Source organism: Yersinia massiliensis CCUG 53443, from assembly GCF_000312485.1.
In the GTDB taxonomy this organism is placed as follows: Bacteria; Pseudomonadota; Gammaproteobacteria; order Enterobacterales; family Enterobacteriaceae; genus Yersinia; species Yersinia massiliensis.
Window position 1 is genome coordinate 939546 of record NZ_HE997643.1, and the last position, 14206, is coordinate 953751.

Genomic DNA, 14206 nt, shown 5'->3' on the forward strand with positions numbered 1-14206 from the left:
TATAAATTAGTCGCTCACTTTTAGGCCGTACCAATGAAAAATATACTTTCAATTCAGTCACACGTTGTTTTTGGCCATGCTGGGAATAGTGCAGCTGAATTTCCGATGCGCCGGATGGGCGTGAATGTCTGGCCACTGAATACTGTCCAGTTTTCGAATCATACGCAATATGGTCACTGGACCGGTTGTGTAATGCCCGCTAGTCACTTGACTGAGATTGTTCAAGGCATTGCCGATATCGATCGGCTAAAAGCTTGTGATGCGGTTTTGAGTGGCTATATCGGTTCACCGGAGCAGGGTGGCCATATTCTGGCTGCAGTTGCTCGGGTAAAACAAGCTAATCCCGCCGCGTGGTATTTTTGTGATCCGGTGATGGGCCACCCTGAGAAAGGCTGTATAGTGGCCCCAGGTGTTGCCGAGTTTTTCTGCAAAGAAGCCCTGCCAGCCAGTGATATCATTGCCCCAAATCTGTTGGAGCTAGAACAACTTAGTGGCATACGGGTTGAAAATGTTGAGCAAGCTGTCAACGTTGCTCGCGACCTGTGTGCCAAAGGGCCAAAAGTCGTCTTGGTGAAACATTTAAGCCGTGCAGGTTATCACGCTGATTGTTTTGAGATGTTATTGGTGACGGCTGAAGATGCGTGGCATATCAGTCGCCCGCTGGTGGATTTCGGCGCACGCCAACCCGTCGGTGTGGGCGATTTAACCAGCGGCTTGTTGTTGGTGAATCTACTAAAAGGTGAGCCGCTGGATAAAGCATTAGAGCACGTTACCGCTGCGGTATATGAAGTGATGTTGAAAACTCAAGCCATGGGTGAATATGAGCTTCAGGTCGTAGCGGCGCAGGATGAAATTGTTAATCCAACCTGCCAATTTAATGCGATCAAGCTATAAGTTTTAACTGCGACCAAACTATATTTTTAACTGCGCCCAAGCGATAACTTTTATTGTAAAGTGCCCCTGAATAGCGGGGCACTTTAAATAACTAATCGACCAATCAATGCCTCAATTTTTTACTTCTTGATATCTTCCGCTGCCAATGCCGCTTTGACCGCTGGGCGCTCTGCAACTCGCGCCATATATGTGTCCAAATGGATACGTTGCGTTATTTTAATATTCAGTGCATTAGCCCAACGGGTAACTGTGAATAAATAGGCATCGGCTACACTGAATTTCTTGCCCAAAAGATAATCATGATCGGCTAACACTGAATCGACATAACTAAATTGCTTATCCAATCGTTCGCGGGCGATCACTTTATATTCTTCCGGTGTTTTGGGGTTAAACAACGGGCTAAAGCCTTTATGCAATTCAGTCGCTACGAAGTTTAACCACTCAATGGCATGATAACGCGAGAGCGTACCCGCTGGGGCAATCAGATGACGGTCTGGCACTTTATCTGCCAGATATTGCACAATCGCAACGCCTTCGGTGAGTAGACTGCCATCATCTAGCAATAATGCAGGGACTTGTCCTTTTGGATTGATGCTTAAATAGTCTTGGCCCGTCTCAGTGATTTTAGCTGCCAGATCGACGCTTTCAATACTGAAGTCTAATCCCGCTTCACGTAAGACAATATGTGGAGACAAAGAGCAGGCACCGGGTTTATAGAACAATTTCATCACACACTCCTTAATAACGCACTGAAAGAATTAAGCTTCCTTATCCTAAGGCAGACGAGTAAAAAATACAGCAAGCAGTATCAGAAAATTGTAAGGGAAATGAATAAGAATCTAGGAAGCTAACGATTGTGTAAAAACGAATTGCTACTTAAAGGGTAAATTATTACGCAAAATGTGAATCATGGCGCTACAGCGGTGAATACTCACCGCTGTAGGTTATTCCTATTCCTGCCAGTATTTTCTGGCAGTGATCATTATTACCGTGGTGGGCGAGTGCTAATCGAGGATGACCAGCTAAAAGTGGTTGTACTGGGTGCGGTTTTTTTGGTTTTTCTTTCTACGCGCGTTAACTTGGCGATTTTTTCTCGGGCTTGCATGATTTTTTCGATGGCTTCGTCTTTAACTTTATTTTGCTCTGAATTGGTTAATGCTCTTCCTAAGTTTATTCTGGCTCTGTCGAGTTGCGTTTTGACATCACGTTGTTCACTTTCAGTCATTTCTTTTAATGTCAGCTTTTTCATTTTTTCGCCCTGTTTGCATCATTCCTACTCAGTGTACAACCTTATTCTGCATGGGGATGTAAGAGATTGCGATCTAGGCGACATTAATCACGATTAAAGCCTGTTAATCCCCAAAAATCACAGTAATCGCGAACCATAGCCCCAGAGCAAAACTGTCAGACCCAGCAATAACTCTAAAACCAGTACACCAATGGCAAAGGTAGAGCCTGAGAAAATAAACCCTTCTCGCCGGTCAATATTCAAAAAGCTAGGGATCCCGATATACATCAGATAGCCGGCATAACAAAGGGCAATAATCCCGACGAGCAGACATAACCAGATGGCAGGGTAGAGAGCAACCATTCCGGCTAAAAATAGGGGGGTAGCGGTATAACCCGCGAATAGGGTACAACTTTGCCAGCTGGGGCGGTTTTCATAGCGGCGGGCCATCCAATAAATCACGCGGCCCATCAGTGCAACGGCAGCCAGAATTAAAGCATAGAAAATAGCGGCGGAATAAAGAGCAGTGAAGACTGTCAATTTTATGACCTGACCATCACCAAAGTTCCAACCCACTTGTGTGGTGCCGATAAACGCGCAAATCACCGGAATGGCCGCCATTAGGAGGACGTGATGTGCATACAGGTGTTGGACACTCTCACCCTCACGTTTGATTTGTTGTAGTTCCTGACTGGGATGAGTCAGAAGTCCCCAAACATGGTTGATCATACATCACCTCCGTACCTGTTATTGGCCGCCGATAACAGATGGGTCTCATCCTCATTTATCATTTGGATGCTGTGAATACTGTACGGCCTTAATACAGTATAGTTTATTTTCTGAACACAAATAGTGTGACGGCGGTATCAATGATTAGGCTCACATTATCCATCACATTTAGAAATGTTTATTATAAATGAGTCAGTTAATCATTAAATCAGGAGCAAGCCATGAGTACTCAGGGAAATAATAATCGGATAGATTACATAGAGTTTGCTGTTAGTGATATTGAGCGTTCGAAAGATTTCTACGGCAAGGTTTTCAATTGGCAGTTTACCGATTACGGGCCGAGGTATTGCAGCTTCACTGATGGCCGGCTGGAAGGAGGGCTTACCACGTTGAGTGAGGTTCAGTCCAATGGCGGGCCGCTGGTCATTCTTTATTCAGATAATCTTGAGCAGACGCAAAAACGTTTGGAAGAGGCAGGGGCTACTATCGTGCTGCCTATTTTTCCTTTTCCCGGTGGCCGTCGTTTTCATTTCACCGATCCAGATGGTTACCAGTTAGCGGTATGGTCAGATAACGAGCCTACTGATATTTAGTTTATAAAATAGTTAAATATACAGGGATGGTTTTATGCGTTGTGAATTGACCATAGATTTTCACTATGGTCAATTTAGTTCTGAAGTCTTATTTCTTTTCAATCAACGGACTGTATTCTGCTGGCACCCAAGTGTAACCCACTTTATCTGCCCGAACATGGCCCAGACCTGGGAACGGAAGGTGAGCACCGGCCACCCAAAGTTTGTCTTTCGCCGCTTCAGCAAAAATGGCTTTGCGTGTAGCAATGGCTTGCTTGCTATCAGTATCAAACTCTAAAGAGACATCTGGTCGCGCGAATTGGATGGAATGGCTGTGTACGATATCGCCCCACACCAGCAAGTTGTCACCTTTTGACGTGAAGAGATAAGAGGTGTGCCCCGGCGTATGGCCTGGTGTCGGTACCACTTTCACGCCCGGTAGTAAGGTTTCACCAGCCGCGTAAATTTTTAACTTATTGTTTGCCACATAAGGCGCGACAGCTTCCATTGATTTTTCAAACATCGGGCGCTGTTCTGCCGCAGCTTTGCTGGCGATATCTTTACTCAACCAAAAATCAGCATCGCCTTTGGAGACATACACGGTAGCGTTAGGGAATGCTGCTTTGCCTTGATCGTTAATACCGCAAGCATGATCTGGATGCAAATGGGTCAACAGAACCGTATCTATCTGCTCAGGTTGGTAGCCTGCCGCGCGAATATTATCGACTACCGCCCCCAGTGTTGGCCCAAAGCATTGTGCTGTGCCGGCATCAACTAAGACTAAGTTAGTTCCGGTATTGATTAGGAAGGCATTGACTGCAGTTTGTACCCCATTGGTGCTATCAATAAACATACTAGACAACAATGTCTGGATATCTTTTTCATTGATATCTTTTAGTAGATTGGTACCAAGTTTGACATAACCGTCGTAGATAGCAGTGACTTCAAAATCACCTAACGCCATTCGGTAGTAACCGGGAACCTGTGTCTGTTGCTGCGCGGGGGCAGCCGCCATACTGACCGTCGAGAAGCTCAGGGGCAGAGCGCAGGCACTCGCCACCGTCAGCGCCAGTAATGCTTTACGGAGTTGTAACTTTTTCAGTGGAAACGCCTTCATAAATTCCCTCCAGAAGTGAATAACGAGCCTTAACATGTTCTTGTGAATGATACTCAAACTATATCGATGAAAATAATAAGCAAGATTATCCAATGTACGTTCTAAATGTTTGATTGTCTGTAAAGGATTCAGGCGAGGGGAAATTTAAGAATTAACTCGTGTCGGAGAGAAAAATAAAAAGCGCCCCGTAAGGCGCTCTTTTTATCACTGGCTAGCACATTAAGCTGCCGTGGCAGAGACCGATTTTTTCGACTCTGTCGGTGCTAATGTCATACGATACAACTTTGGTGCGGTCAGCATCATTAAGATTGCAATGATAGCGGTAGCAATACCAATCTGCATAAACACGTGGCTATAGATTGCCAGTGATGCATGGGCGTCAGTGATATCACTTGGCACCGCGGTCAATGCCGCAACTTTACCCGCAATCAGTGCAGCAGCAGCCGTAGTCAGGAACCATGAACCCATGATGAAGCCCATCAAACGTTGAGGGACTAACTGCGCAACCATGGCCAAGCCTAAGCCGGAAATCATCAGTTCGCCGATGCTTTGAAGCGCGTAGCTCAGGATTAACCAATTGACGGATACAATGCCGTGCTCATTCGCCATTGTTGCGCCCCATGGTAAAACCAAGAATGCAGCAGAGCAAAGTACCATACCAAAAGCAAATTTATGCGGCATAGGGAGGCGGTCACCCATCTTGTTATAGATAGCAGCCAAAATTGGGCTAGCCACCATGATCCAGAATGGATTCAGTGCTTGGTATTGTTCTGGTTCAAACGCGATGCCAAAGATGGAATGCTCAACATTATGGATAGCAAAGAAATTCAGCGACGTTGGCATTTGGCTGTACAGTACGAAGAACACAACGGCTTCTAACATCAGCAGAAACGCCACGATCATTCTGCGACGAGCCGTGCCGTGCAGTGAGAAGGTTTCTTTAGCAAAGATAAAGATGATACCCAGTGAGACCAACGCCAAGGCCCAGCGTGCCACAACTTGGTTGTGCAGCAACCAGCTCGACAGTGTGATCAACGCGACAACACCGACTAATACCATCAGTAATTTTTTGATCTGCAATGGCGCGAAGTCAGGTTTAGAGCCTTGGTTTTTCACCCACTTACGGCAGAACCAGAAATTCACCAGCGTGATGAGCATCCCGACAACACTGAGTGAGAACGCGACGCTCCAACCATATTTGGCTGCCAACCAAGGCGTTGCCAGCATAGAGAAGAACGAACCGATATTGACGGACATATAGTACATAGTAAATGCACCGTCCAAACGCGGGTCGTCTTTGTTATAACAGGTTGAAAGCAGGGAGGAAGGGTTCGCTTTAAACAAACCGTTACCGACCGCAATGGTCGCCATACCCAGATAAACCCAGAAAATATCATGCCCAGAATAGGCAATCATGGAATAGCCCACAGCGAGAATCAGCGCGCCGAGTACGATCACGCGTTTCGCACCGAGAACTTTATCACCTAACCAACCACCAATAGCGACAAAGCCGTAGACCAGTGCACTAAAGGAAGAGAATAAGGTGATTGAATCTGCTTCGCTCATCCCGAGCATTTTGACCAGATAAACGGCCATGATCCCTTGCAGGCCGTAATAACCAAAGCGCTCCCAAAGCTCAATAGAGAAGATCAGGTAAAATGCCTTCGGTTGTTTGAAAGCATTCATACTGATGTTTTCGGGTTGTTCGCTACTTGGTGGTTGTTGACTGTTGTTTGCTGTTGACACTGGGACCTCTGTATTTTACGCCCTACCATAAATGGCAGGATTGGCAAAAGTGAATGCTTGAACTGGCATCCCTTTGCGTTGTTATAAGATGTTTAGCGGCGGTTAATGTTCACTATCTTTGTCAATGAGACAAGTGTTTTGTAATGATCTGTTACATATAACTTATGCAGTTCAAATTCGCCATGTTACAAATGTTATGCAGTATTAACGTTTATGTTTTGGCAATTTGGCGAACTTTTATTTTGATTAAAAGCTGAGCTGATTTTATTTAGTGATATATTCTTCTATTTTGTTATTTTTCGGTGCATATGATTGATTGTAAGTGAATAAGTAAACCAATGTTGTGCTTATGGTGAATATTCTGAAATTATCAAAAGATCGATTAAATGTTAATCAGTCAAACACATTGGTCATTAGACAAGCTGAGGTAGTGATAAGGGTGTTGTGTCAGTTTTTTGCACGAAAAAGATTGAGATAGCTAAGTTTAGGCCGATTGATACTCGCTAAGGAAGTTTAAGGGATACCAATACATCACTGCGTATCGATATCCCGAGGTGATATGAGTAGAAATATTTTGCTAATGGGCAGCACGTTGATAGCCGCATCGGATAAACGATTTAAACCACTTCTCCCAATGCTTGCCTTAAACGATTGGTCCATCCGGCAGCGGCGGTACTGATAATTATCCCCAGTAACTGCTGATCACCGAACCCAATGAGTATGAGTGGGGTGAAGTATTGGTGGCTAAAACGTTCCGGCGCGCGGGTCAATTCCGCCGCAAGATGAATAAGCGGCAGGGTAACGGGTTCACCTGATTTTATCGTCAACGCACTTGCAATGTCAGTGTCGATAGCTGCCGTGACTGCGGCGTAATCTGTTGTTAAAGAGGTGCTTAGTTGCTGTTTGTAGTGATCCTGGCAATAGGGGCTACCATTGATGCGTGATGAAACTAATGACACTAGTGCAAACCACTCTGTTGCTGTTTGTTGAAGCATTTTCTGTTGCGCGATTAAGGTGTAGCTCGACAAACTTGCAGGGTGGCGTGCCAGTAAGCCGTGTAAGGTTAGCAACGTTTCATCCGATTGCTGCTCAGTGGCGGTACCATCATTTGCCGCCAATGTGGGTAGCCAACCTTGCCAATGCAACCCTTTTGTCGATAACAAACTTGCGCTGGCGTCTTCCATTCGCGGGAACCCTGGAAGTATGACGGTCGGATAACCGGCTAATGCTGAAATCCCCGCAATCACTCTGGCTTGATAGCCCACAAAACCGATAATCTGTGTTAAAACAATGATATCAGCCTCGGTTAAGCCCACATCTGATAACTGCTGTAGCGCATGTTTATCGATCAACGTTGGCTGACTGGCGAGTTGGCGAGCATATTGCGTAATTTGGGTAAGCCGCATATTACTTTCCCGTGAAGCATCAGGACTGGAAAGTGGTGTGAGTCGTGCCGCATAGTGGCTACAGAGTCGTTGCACACCGGTTACCTGTGCGACGGTCAACGCACTACTTAAGCGGTCATACAATGAAAATTGGTTATCGTTGCTGAGTTCGACTGTCGGCGGGAAAAGTGTCTGATACAGTGTTTCTGAGGCAGATAAGACCGTGCTGTGTTGCCGCAAATTATCTGAGAGTGCGGCGGGAATAGCCTCGTTTAGCCCCAGCAAAAAGTTTCCTTGGTCGCTATTTTGTGGGTAACTGACTGTATTTTTTGTGACGCTGTCACCTTCATCATTGACCTGCGCCGCATTAATCTCCAGGCTGCCGCTACGTTGAGTCTCATGATACCAATGGGCATTATCCTGCTGTCGAAATTGCACCATAATGACCTCCGTTAGGGACAGCAACGCGCGAGCGTTAATGATAAATGTGGGTTAAGCATAGCTAGTTGAAATTCTGGCAACGAATGAAGGGTGACAATGGGGCTATCGGACCGGAAGCATGGAAAAGAGGCAGGTTTTAACATCGGCAAGATATCCTGTTGTTTTAGGGAATGTACACAGTGGATATCATTGCTGATTGAGTTGGCGAGATAAAATAATGTTAAGCCATAATCCATAACTAAACGTAATAACATATTATTATATATAACAAAAATGTTGCTACGTTAGACAAGATTTAGCTAACGAGGTGAATGGGCGACGTTAAAGTTGCCATCCACCTCCGTTTTCATACAGGTTGCACAGGGGATGAAAATAGCCAACCAAGCGAATACGCTAAAAATGGCCACTGTCTTGACGCCAAGCATCTGCGGTTAATGCTTCCCCAAAATGGCTAGAGATGAGGCGCTTAGTTAAATCATGCAGTGGGGACGCCAACACTTCTGCTGTACTCCCACGTTCGACCACTTCGCCTTCATGCATCACAATCACTTGATCACTGATATGTTTCATCATGCCTAAGTGTTGGGTGACATAGATATAGGCGATGCCGTGTTTTTCTTGTAATTCCAGCATCAGATTAATGATCTGCGAGCGCATAGACATATCCAGCGCAGCGAGTGCTTCATCGGCAACAATCACTTTAGGTTGCAGGATAAGCGCTCGTGCCAGTGCGATGCGTTGTTTTTGGCCTGATGCAAGCATGTGAGGATAATAGTTAGCGTGATCGGGTAGCAGCCCTACTTGTCGTAGCGTTTGATAAATGCGCTGTTCACGCGCTGCGGCGTCTAAATCGGTATTCAACTTCAAGGGCGCATCCAACAATTGACCGACACGCTGACGCGGGTTCAGCGAAGTGCTGGGATCTTGAAAAATCATGCGAATACGTTGGCTACGATAGCCATAATCGCCGTAGACCAAACGATGATCGTCAATCAATAGCTCGCCTTCTGTGGGTTCAATCATGCCTGACAACATTTTTGCCAAGGTTGATTTTCCTGATCCGTTCTCACCAATCACCGCCAATGTTTGGCCTTCGCGTAACGTGAAGCTCACTGATTTGACAGCTTCAACATGCTGACGACGAAACAGCCCAGTGCGATAGCGGAAAGTTTTGCTTAGATTACGGACTTCGAGCAGCGTCTCGGCCATTATTGCTCCTCCAAATTTAAGGGGAAGTGACAGGCAAAGGCGTGGTTTTTGACCAGTCGTAAACGGGGTGTTTCAATACAGGTTTTCTGCGCATAGGGGCAACGAGGCCCAAGCCGACAGCCGATCGGTAAATGCTCAAGTGATGGAATTGCGCCTGGCAATGTATTCAAGCGGCTTTTATGCGGTAAAGAGCGGCCGAAATCCGGCATTGCGCGAATAAGCGCTTGGGTATACGGGTGATGCGGCGCAGCCAGCAGATCCTCACAAACAGCACTTTCTACTGTTTGGCCACAGTAAAGCACGTTCACCCGATCAGCCCATTTACTCATCATTTGCAAATCATGACTGATCAGCAAAATGGTGGTGTTGTTATTCTGATTAAGCCGAGCCAACAGGCGGAAAATCTGCGCCTGTGTGGTGGGTTCCATCGCATTCGTCGGCTCATCGGCAATCAGTAGTCTTGGCTGGTTAGCCAATGCGATAGCGATCATCACCTTTTGGCATTCACCTTCCGTCAACTCATAGGGATAGCTGCGCATGATATCCTTATGGTCTTTGATGCCAACACGGTGCAGTAATTCTATTGCTCGCCGTTTACGCCAATGAAAACGTTGCCACCAGTGGCCTTTGTATGTCCAACCCGGAATGGCTTGGAACAACTGCTGACCGATACTTTCGGAAGGGTCCAGACAAGATTGCGGCTCTTGGAAAATCATCGAAATATTGTGGCCAATCACTTTACGCCGCTGGCGGGGTGTCAGTTGCAGAAGATCAATATCATCAAAGCGGAAACGGTCAGCCGTAATGCGCCAGTTATCTTTACTGACGCCACAAATGGCTTTGGCAATCAGACTCTTACCTGAGCCAGACTCCCCAACCAGGCCACGGACTTCACCTTCCGTCAGGGTGATACTGATGCGGTCAACGGCCTTGACCATCCCTTCGGCGGTCATAAACTCTATGGTGAGGTTACGAATATCAAGTAGCGGCATTATTCCACCCCTGCATTAATGGCGCGACGCATGCCATCACCTAACAGATTTACCAGCAACACACTCACTAAAATAGCCGCCCCCGGTAGCATCACCGTCCAAGGTGCAACATAAACGAGATCCAGCGAGTCTCCCAGCATTGCCCCCCATTCTGGTGAGGGTAACTGTGCGCCTAAATCTAGAAAACCTAATGCAGCAATATCTAAAATCGCCATCGATAAAGCACGGGTAAACTCAGTGACTAACACCGCAGCAATATTGGGAAAAATGGCATAAGCCAAAATATGTGGGGTGGAGGCTCCATCTAGGCGAGCAGCAACCACATATTCTTTATCTAACTCATCATGTACTGCGCTATAAATGGTGCGAACCATTCGCGGCAATAAAGCCAGCCAAACCGCAAACATCGCATGTTCTAAACTGGGGCCAACAAAGGCGACAACGATAATGGCCAACAGCAGCGACGGGATAGAAAGCAATGTATCCAGCACGTGATTGAGAATAGCCGAACGAAAACCGTGGGTGATACCCGCGAAAACACCCAGTATCACGCCGCACAGTGCTGCCGCGAGAGTCACCAACAATGCCGAGCCATAAGTGGATGCGGCGCCAGCTAATAAGCGGCTTAAAATATCGCGGCCGAGATCATCTGTGCCGAGGAAAAATGAAACGTTGCCGTAGCGTGACCAAGAAGGCGGAAGCAGTTGATAGCCGAGGAACTGTTGGTCGAGGGCATAGGGGGCCAGTGTACTCCCCAGCAAACACAATAGTAGCAAGCCGAGGACGCCATAGAAACCGACCATGGCTAAGGTATCTGTGTAAAAAAGCCGCCAAGTGTACAGCAGTGGGCTTGGCATCTTCTTTTCGCGATAAACATTATCGAAGGGCATACCATTCCTTATGCTTTAACGGCGTCATCATTGCGCCCACAATATCTGACAAAACGTTAATAACGATCACCAATGAACCGACGACCATCACACCAGCAGAAATAGCGGCGTAATCTTGTTGACGTATGGCGTTTATCAGCCAGCGGCCCAGGCCCGGCCAGTTAAAGACCACTTCGGTTATCATCGCCAATGTCAGCATGGTGGAAAACTGCAAGCCTAACTTCGGAATAATCGGGGGTAATGCATTATGAAGAACGTGGCGACGGATAATAGTGAACCGCGATAAACCCCGTGTTGCGGCCGCTTTAATGTAGTTCTGCCCGATGACATCATCAGTACTGGTACGCATCAGGCGAATAACTTCGGTCGTTGGGGCGACAGCCAGTGCCGTGATAGGCAAGATCATATGTTGAATTGCACTGAGCATCATCTCTTCTCGGTACGGCGAAGGGGATAGCCAAGCATCCACTAAAGCCAGTCCGGTGACGGGTTTGACTTGATATAACAAGTCGTACCGACCAGAAACAGGTAACCAACCTAAATGCAGAGAAAAGAACAACATAAGCAGCAATGCCAACCAAAAAACGGGGACAGAAAAGCCGACCAATGCAATGGAACTGATAGCGATATCGGGCCATTTACCGCGCATCACGCCCGCAATAATCCCCAAGGGAATACCGATAAACAGTGCCAATGAAAAGGCCAGAACACATAATTCCATCGTGGCGGGGAAGGCTTCACGCAGTTGCTCGCTAATCGGTTGGCCGTTAATGCTGGATACACCGAAATCCCACTGAAGTAAGCTGCTGAAATAGAAACGATAAGCATCCAGCAACGCCACACCGTTTAAAGGCGCGTGAGGGGTGAAGTAGCTCAAGCTAAAACTAACCAGCGATAACATAAATAGTGTTATCACGAGCAGCAATAAGCGCCGCAATGTGAAGATAATCATGGCTTTTTGCCCTCATCGCTTTCGCGGAATACACCAGCAAAAGATGAATTGCCAAACGGGCTTAATACCAAACCTTTAATATCATAGCGGTATGCCTGAAGCCGTAACGATGATGCTAATGGCAGCAGCGGTAATTGCTGTTCAAGAATACGCTGAGCCTGCTGATAATATTCAATACGCGCCGATAGTTGCTGAGAACGTAGTGCTTTTTGCAGCAGTTCATCAAATTCAGGGTCACACCAATGAGCATAGTTTGTTTGCGAACGAATTGCTGCACAGCTTAAAAGTGGGCGGAAGAAACTGTCTGGGTCGTTACTGTCCGTTGACCAACCCGACAGGGTTAAATCGTGATTCATCTCCATCAGGCGGGCTTCTTGAAAACGGCCTTCGACCGGGACGATATTGACCGTAATACCGACTTGAGCTAAATCTGCCTGAATCAACTCCGCCGTTTTTAGTGGGCTAGGGTTGTAAGATTGCGATGCTGTTGGTACCCATAAATTAAGCTGTAATTTAGTTAGCCCCAATTCTTTAAGGATGGCTTTGGCTTTTTCAGGATTATATTCGGTAACCTGAGCCTGATTGTCGTAAGCCCATGACGCACGCGGCAAGATAGAGGCGGCCGTTTCAGCCGTACCGTAATAAATTGACTGCATCAATCGTTGGTTGTTAATCGATAGCGCTATGGCTTGACGCACGCGCTGGTCATTCAGCGGCGGTTTACGGGTATTGAATGCTAAATAGGCGACGTTCATCCCAGGGCGCAGTGTTAGGCGTAGGCGAGGGTCATCACGTAAAATCGACAACTGGCTAGCAGCAGGGTAAGCCAACACATCGCATTCGCCCGTCAGTAATTTGGATAAACGTCCCGTCCCACCTGCACCCAAATCGATAACGACTTGAGGCATGCGTGGTAAACCTTTCCAGTAGTCACTATTACGGAACAAGCGGATATATTGCCCGGAGCGATACTCATCTAATAAGAAAGGGCCGGTTCCCACAGGCTCGCGATCGATCTGCTCTTGGCGGCCTTTCTTTGTTAAGTCACCGGCGTATTCAGCAGACAGCACGGGGGCATAGTGGGTAGCTAAATGCCAGAGAAACGAGGCATCGGGCGCTTTCAGCTTAAATTCGACCGTGTAATCATCCAGCTTTTTGACGCTTTCTACTGCATCGGCAAATTGTAAACTGTCAAAATAAGGGTACTCGCCACCATTGACGTCGTGATAAGGATGCTTCGGATCAAAGACTCGCTGGAAACTGAATATCACATCATCGGCGTTCATCATTCGCGTAGGGGTAAACCAGTCGGTGGTCTGAAACGGGACGTCTTTACGTAAATGAAAACGGTAGGTAGCCCCATTATCGAGCACTTGCCAGCTCTCGGCTAATTCAGGGATGAGTCGATAAGTATAAGGATCAACATCCAGCAGGCGGTCATACAATTGTGCTGCCAACGTATCAATAGTTAATCCGCTACTGGCCATCTGCGGATTAAAAGTATTCAGTATCCCGCTAACGCAATAGACAAATCCACGCTGGCGAATATCGGGCAGCGGTTGGTCAGGTAAGGGCGCTGGGGCAGTTTGCGCCAACGCAGGGGTCGCAAGGCAAGCCAGCGACAGCATCCAAATGAGTAAAACACGCATAAACGCTTCGCAGTCAGTAAGCAATACACTCAGTGTACCGTAATCTGACAGCGCCCCCAATCCATTGAGCAAAACTACTGCGCTGTCTGCTGGTTGTTGCATCAGTTGATGATAATTCCATCATTATTTATATGGTAATGAGAAAAATTCTCAATAAAACTATTTACAAGTGCTATTGATAACTATTATCATTGCTTTGCTCTTCGGGATAAAGCCAACGGTTTCAGGCTTTTGATAGGAAAGCACGACATTGCTCACATTGCTTCCAGTATTATTTAGCCAGCTCGGGTGCTGGCTTTTTTTTTACCCTTCGTCCTTGAAGCCGCTGCCGCGTTAGCGGCACTCGTTCACCCGAATCACTTACTTGAGTAAGCTCATCGGGATTCAATCGTTTGCTGCCTT

General features: G+C 46.8%; 13 protein-coding genes. 2 read left to right on the forward strand and 11 right to left on the reverse strand.

Translation table 11 applies throughout. The features are described from left to right. The first annotated feature begins 33 nt into the window (after positions 1 to 33). On the forward strand, positions 34 to 894 hold the full coding sequence (gene pdxY / locus BN68_RS04250; protein ID WP_019209912.1) for a pyridoxal kinase PdxY: 861 nt from the start codon (positions 34 to 36) through the stop codon (positions 892 to 894). Between the two features lie 119 nt (positions 895 to 1013). Here pdxY and gstA read toward each other — a convergent pair whose 3' ends face one another. The 3 genes from gstA to BN68_RS04265 all read right to left on the reverse strand — a co-directional run bounded on the left by gstA (position 1014) and on the right by BN68_RS04265 (position 2851). Then, on the reverse strand, positions 1014 to 1622 hold the full coding sequence (gene gstA, locus BN68_RS04255) for a glutathione transferase GstA (RefSeq protein ID WP_019209913.1): 609 nt from the start codon (positions 1620 to 1622) through the stop codon (positions 1014 to 1016). A 257-nt stretch (positions 1623 to 1879) separates the two neighbouring features. Beyond that, a complete protein-coding gene (gene yjbD, locus BN68_RS04260; protein ID WP_019209914.1) occupies positions 1880 to 2143 on the reverse strand; it encodes a DUF3811 domain-containing protein in 264 nt (87 codons plus the stop codon). A gap of 117 nt (positions 2144 to 2260) precedes the next feature. After that, the gene (locus BN68_RS04265; protein ID WP_019209915.1) at positions 2261 to 2851 is read right to left on the reverse strand and encodes a Yip1 family protein; all 591 of its coding nucleotides are present in this window, start codon (positions 2849 to 2851) and stop codon (positions 2261 to 2263) included. 221 nt (positions 2852 to 3072) lie between these two features. Here BN68_RS04265 and BN68_RS04270 point away from each other — a divergent pair, with 221 nt between their 5' ends. Further along, positions 3073 to 3444, forward strand: a complete 372-nt coding sequence (locus BN68_RS04270; protein WP_019209916.1) for a VOC family protein — start codon at positions 3073 to 3075, stop codon at positions 3442 to 3444. Between the two features lie 88 nt (positions 3445 to 3532). Here BN68_RS04270 and BN68_RS04275 read toward each other — a convergent pair whose 3' ends face one another. From BN68_RS04275 to sapA, 8 genes are all read right to left on the reverse strand, one after another. Then, positions 3533 to 4540: an MBL fold metallo-hydrolase gene (locus BN68_RS04275; RefSeq protein ID WP_019209917.1), complete on the reverse strand. Its 1008-nt coding sequence runs from the start codon at positions 4538 to 4540 to the stop codon at positions 3533 to 3535. Positions 4541 to 4759: 219 nt separating this feature from the next. Next, positions 4760 to 6286 (reverse strand): dipeptide/tripeptide permease DtpA, encoded by a 1527-nt coding sequence (gene dtpA / locus BN68_RS04280; protein WP_019209918.1) that lies wholly within the window; start codon positions 6284 to 6286, stop codon positions 4760 to 4762. 617 nt (positions 6287 to 6903) lie between these two features. Then, on the reverse strand, positions 6904 to 8112 hold the full coding sequence (locus tag BN68_RS04285) for a CMD domain-containing protein (RefSeq protein WP_019209920.1): 1209 nt from the start codon (positions 8110 to 8112) through the stop codon (positions 6904 to 6906). 393 nt (positions 8113 to 8505) lie between these two features. After that, a complete protein-coding gene (sapF, locus tag BN68_RS04295) occupies positions 8506 to 9321 on the reverse strand; it encodes a putrescine export ABC transporter ATP-binding protein SapF (protein WP_019209921.1) in 816 nt (271 codons plus the stop codon). Beyond that, positions 9321 to 10313: a putrescine export ABC transporter ATP-binding protein SapD gene (sapD, locus tag BN68_RS04300; RefSeq protein ID WP_019209922.1), complete on the reverse strand. Its 993-nt coding sequence runs from the start codon at positions 10311 to 10313 to the stop codon at positions 9321 to 9323. Before sapD ends, sapF begins: the two co-directional genes overlap by 1 nt. Beyond that, entirely contained in the window at positions 10313 to 11203 is an 891-nt protein-coding gene (sapC, locus tag BN68_RS04305; protein ID WP_019209923.1) for a putrescine export ABC transporter permease SapC, read from the reverse strand. Before sapC ends, sapD begins: the two co-directional genes overlap by 1 nt. Beyond that, on the reverse strand, positions 11190 to 12155 hold the full coding sequence (sapB, locus tag BN68_RS04310; protein ID WP_019209924.1) for a putrescine export ABC transporter permease SapB: 966 nt from the start codon (positions 12153 to 12155) through the stop codon (positions 11190 to 11192). Before sapB ends, sapC begins: the two co-directional genes overlap by 14 nt. Beyond that, positions 12152 to 13804, reverse strand: coding sequence for an ABC transporter substrate-binding protein SapA (sapA, locus tag BN68_RS04315; RefSeq protein ID WP_042806516.1), 1653 nt, complete (start codon positions 13802 to 13804; stop codon positions 12152 to 12154). Before sapA ends, sapB begins: the two co-directional genes overlap by 4 nt. Positions 13805 to 14206: the final 402 nt, after the last annotated feature.

What these genes read in the sequence shown, in the direction of transcription:
- pdxY (WP_019209912.1), top strand. Translation starts at nt 34, where the DNA reads ATGAAAAATATACTTTCAATTCAGTCACACGTTGTTTTTGGCCATGCT.
- gstA (WP_019209913.1), bottom strand. Translation starts at nt 1,622, where the DNA reads ATGAAATTGTTCTATAAACCCGGTGCCTGCTCTTTGTCTCCACATATT.
- yjbD (WP_019209914.1), bottom strand. Translation starts at nt 2,143, where the DNA reads ATGAAAAAGCTGACATTAAAAGAAATGACTGAAAGTGAACAACGTGAT.
- BN68_RS04265 (WP_019209915.1), bottom strand. Translation starts at nt 2,851, where the DNA reads ATGATCAACCATGTTTGGGGACTTCTGACTCATCCCAGTCAGGAACTA.
- BN68_RS04270 (WP_019209916.1), top strand. Translation starts at nt 3,073, where the DNA reads ATGAGTACTCAGGGAAATAATAATCGGATAGATTACATAGAGTTTGCT.
- BN68_RS04275 (WP_019209917.1), bottom strand. Translation starts at nt 4,540, where the DNA reads ATGAAGGCGTTTCCACTGAAAAAGTTACAACTCCGTAAAGCATTACTG.
- BN68_RS04285 (WP_019209920.1), bottom strand. Translation starts at nt 8,112, where the DNA reads ATGGTGCAATTTCGACAGCAGGATAATGCCCATTGGTATCATGAGACT.
- sapF (WP_019209921.1), bottom strand. Translation starts at nt 9,321, where the DNA reads ATGGCCGAGACGCTGCTCGAAGTCCGTAATCTAAGCAAAACTTTCCGC.
- sapD (WP_019209922.1), bottom strand. Translation starts at nt 10,313, where the DNA reads ATGCCGCTACTTGATATTCGTAACCTCACCATAGAGTTTATGACCGCC.
- sapC (WP_019209923.1), bottom strand. Translation starts at nt 11,203, where the DNA reads ATGCCCTTCGATAATGTTTATCGCGAAAAGAAGATGCCAAGCCCACTG.
- sapB (WP_019209924.1), bottom strand. Translation starts at nt 12,155, where the DNA reads ATGATTATCTTCACATTGCGGCGCTTATTGCTGCTCGTGATAACACTA.
- sapA (WP_042806516.1), bottom strand. Translation starts at nt 13,804, where the DNA reads ATGCGTGTTTTACTCATTTGGATGCTGTCGCTGGCTTGCCTTGCGACC.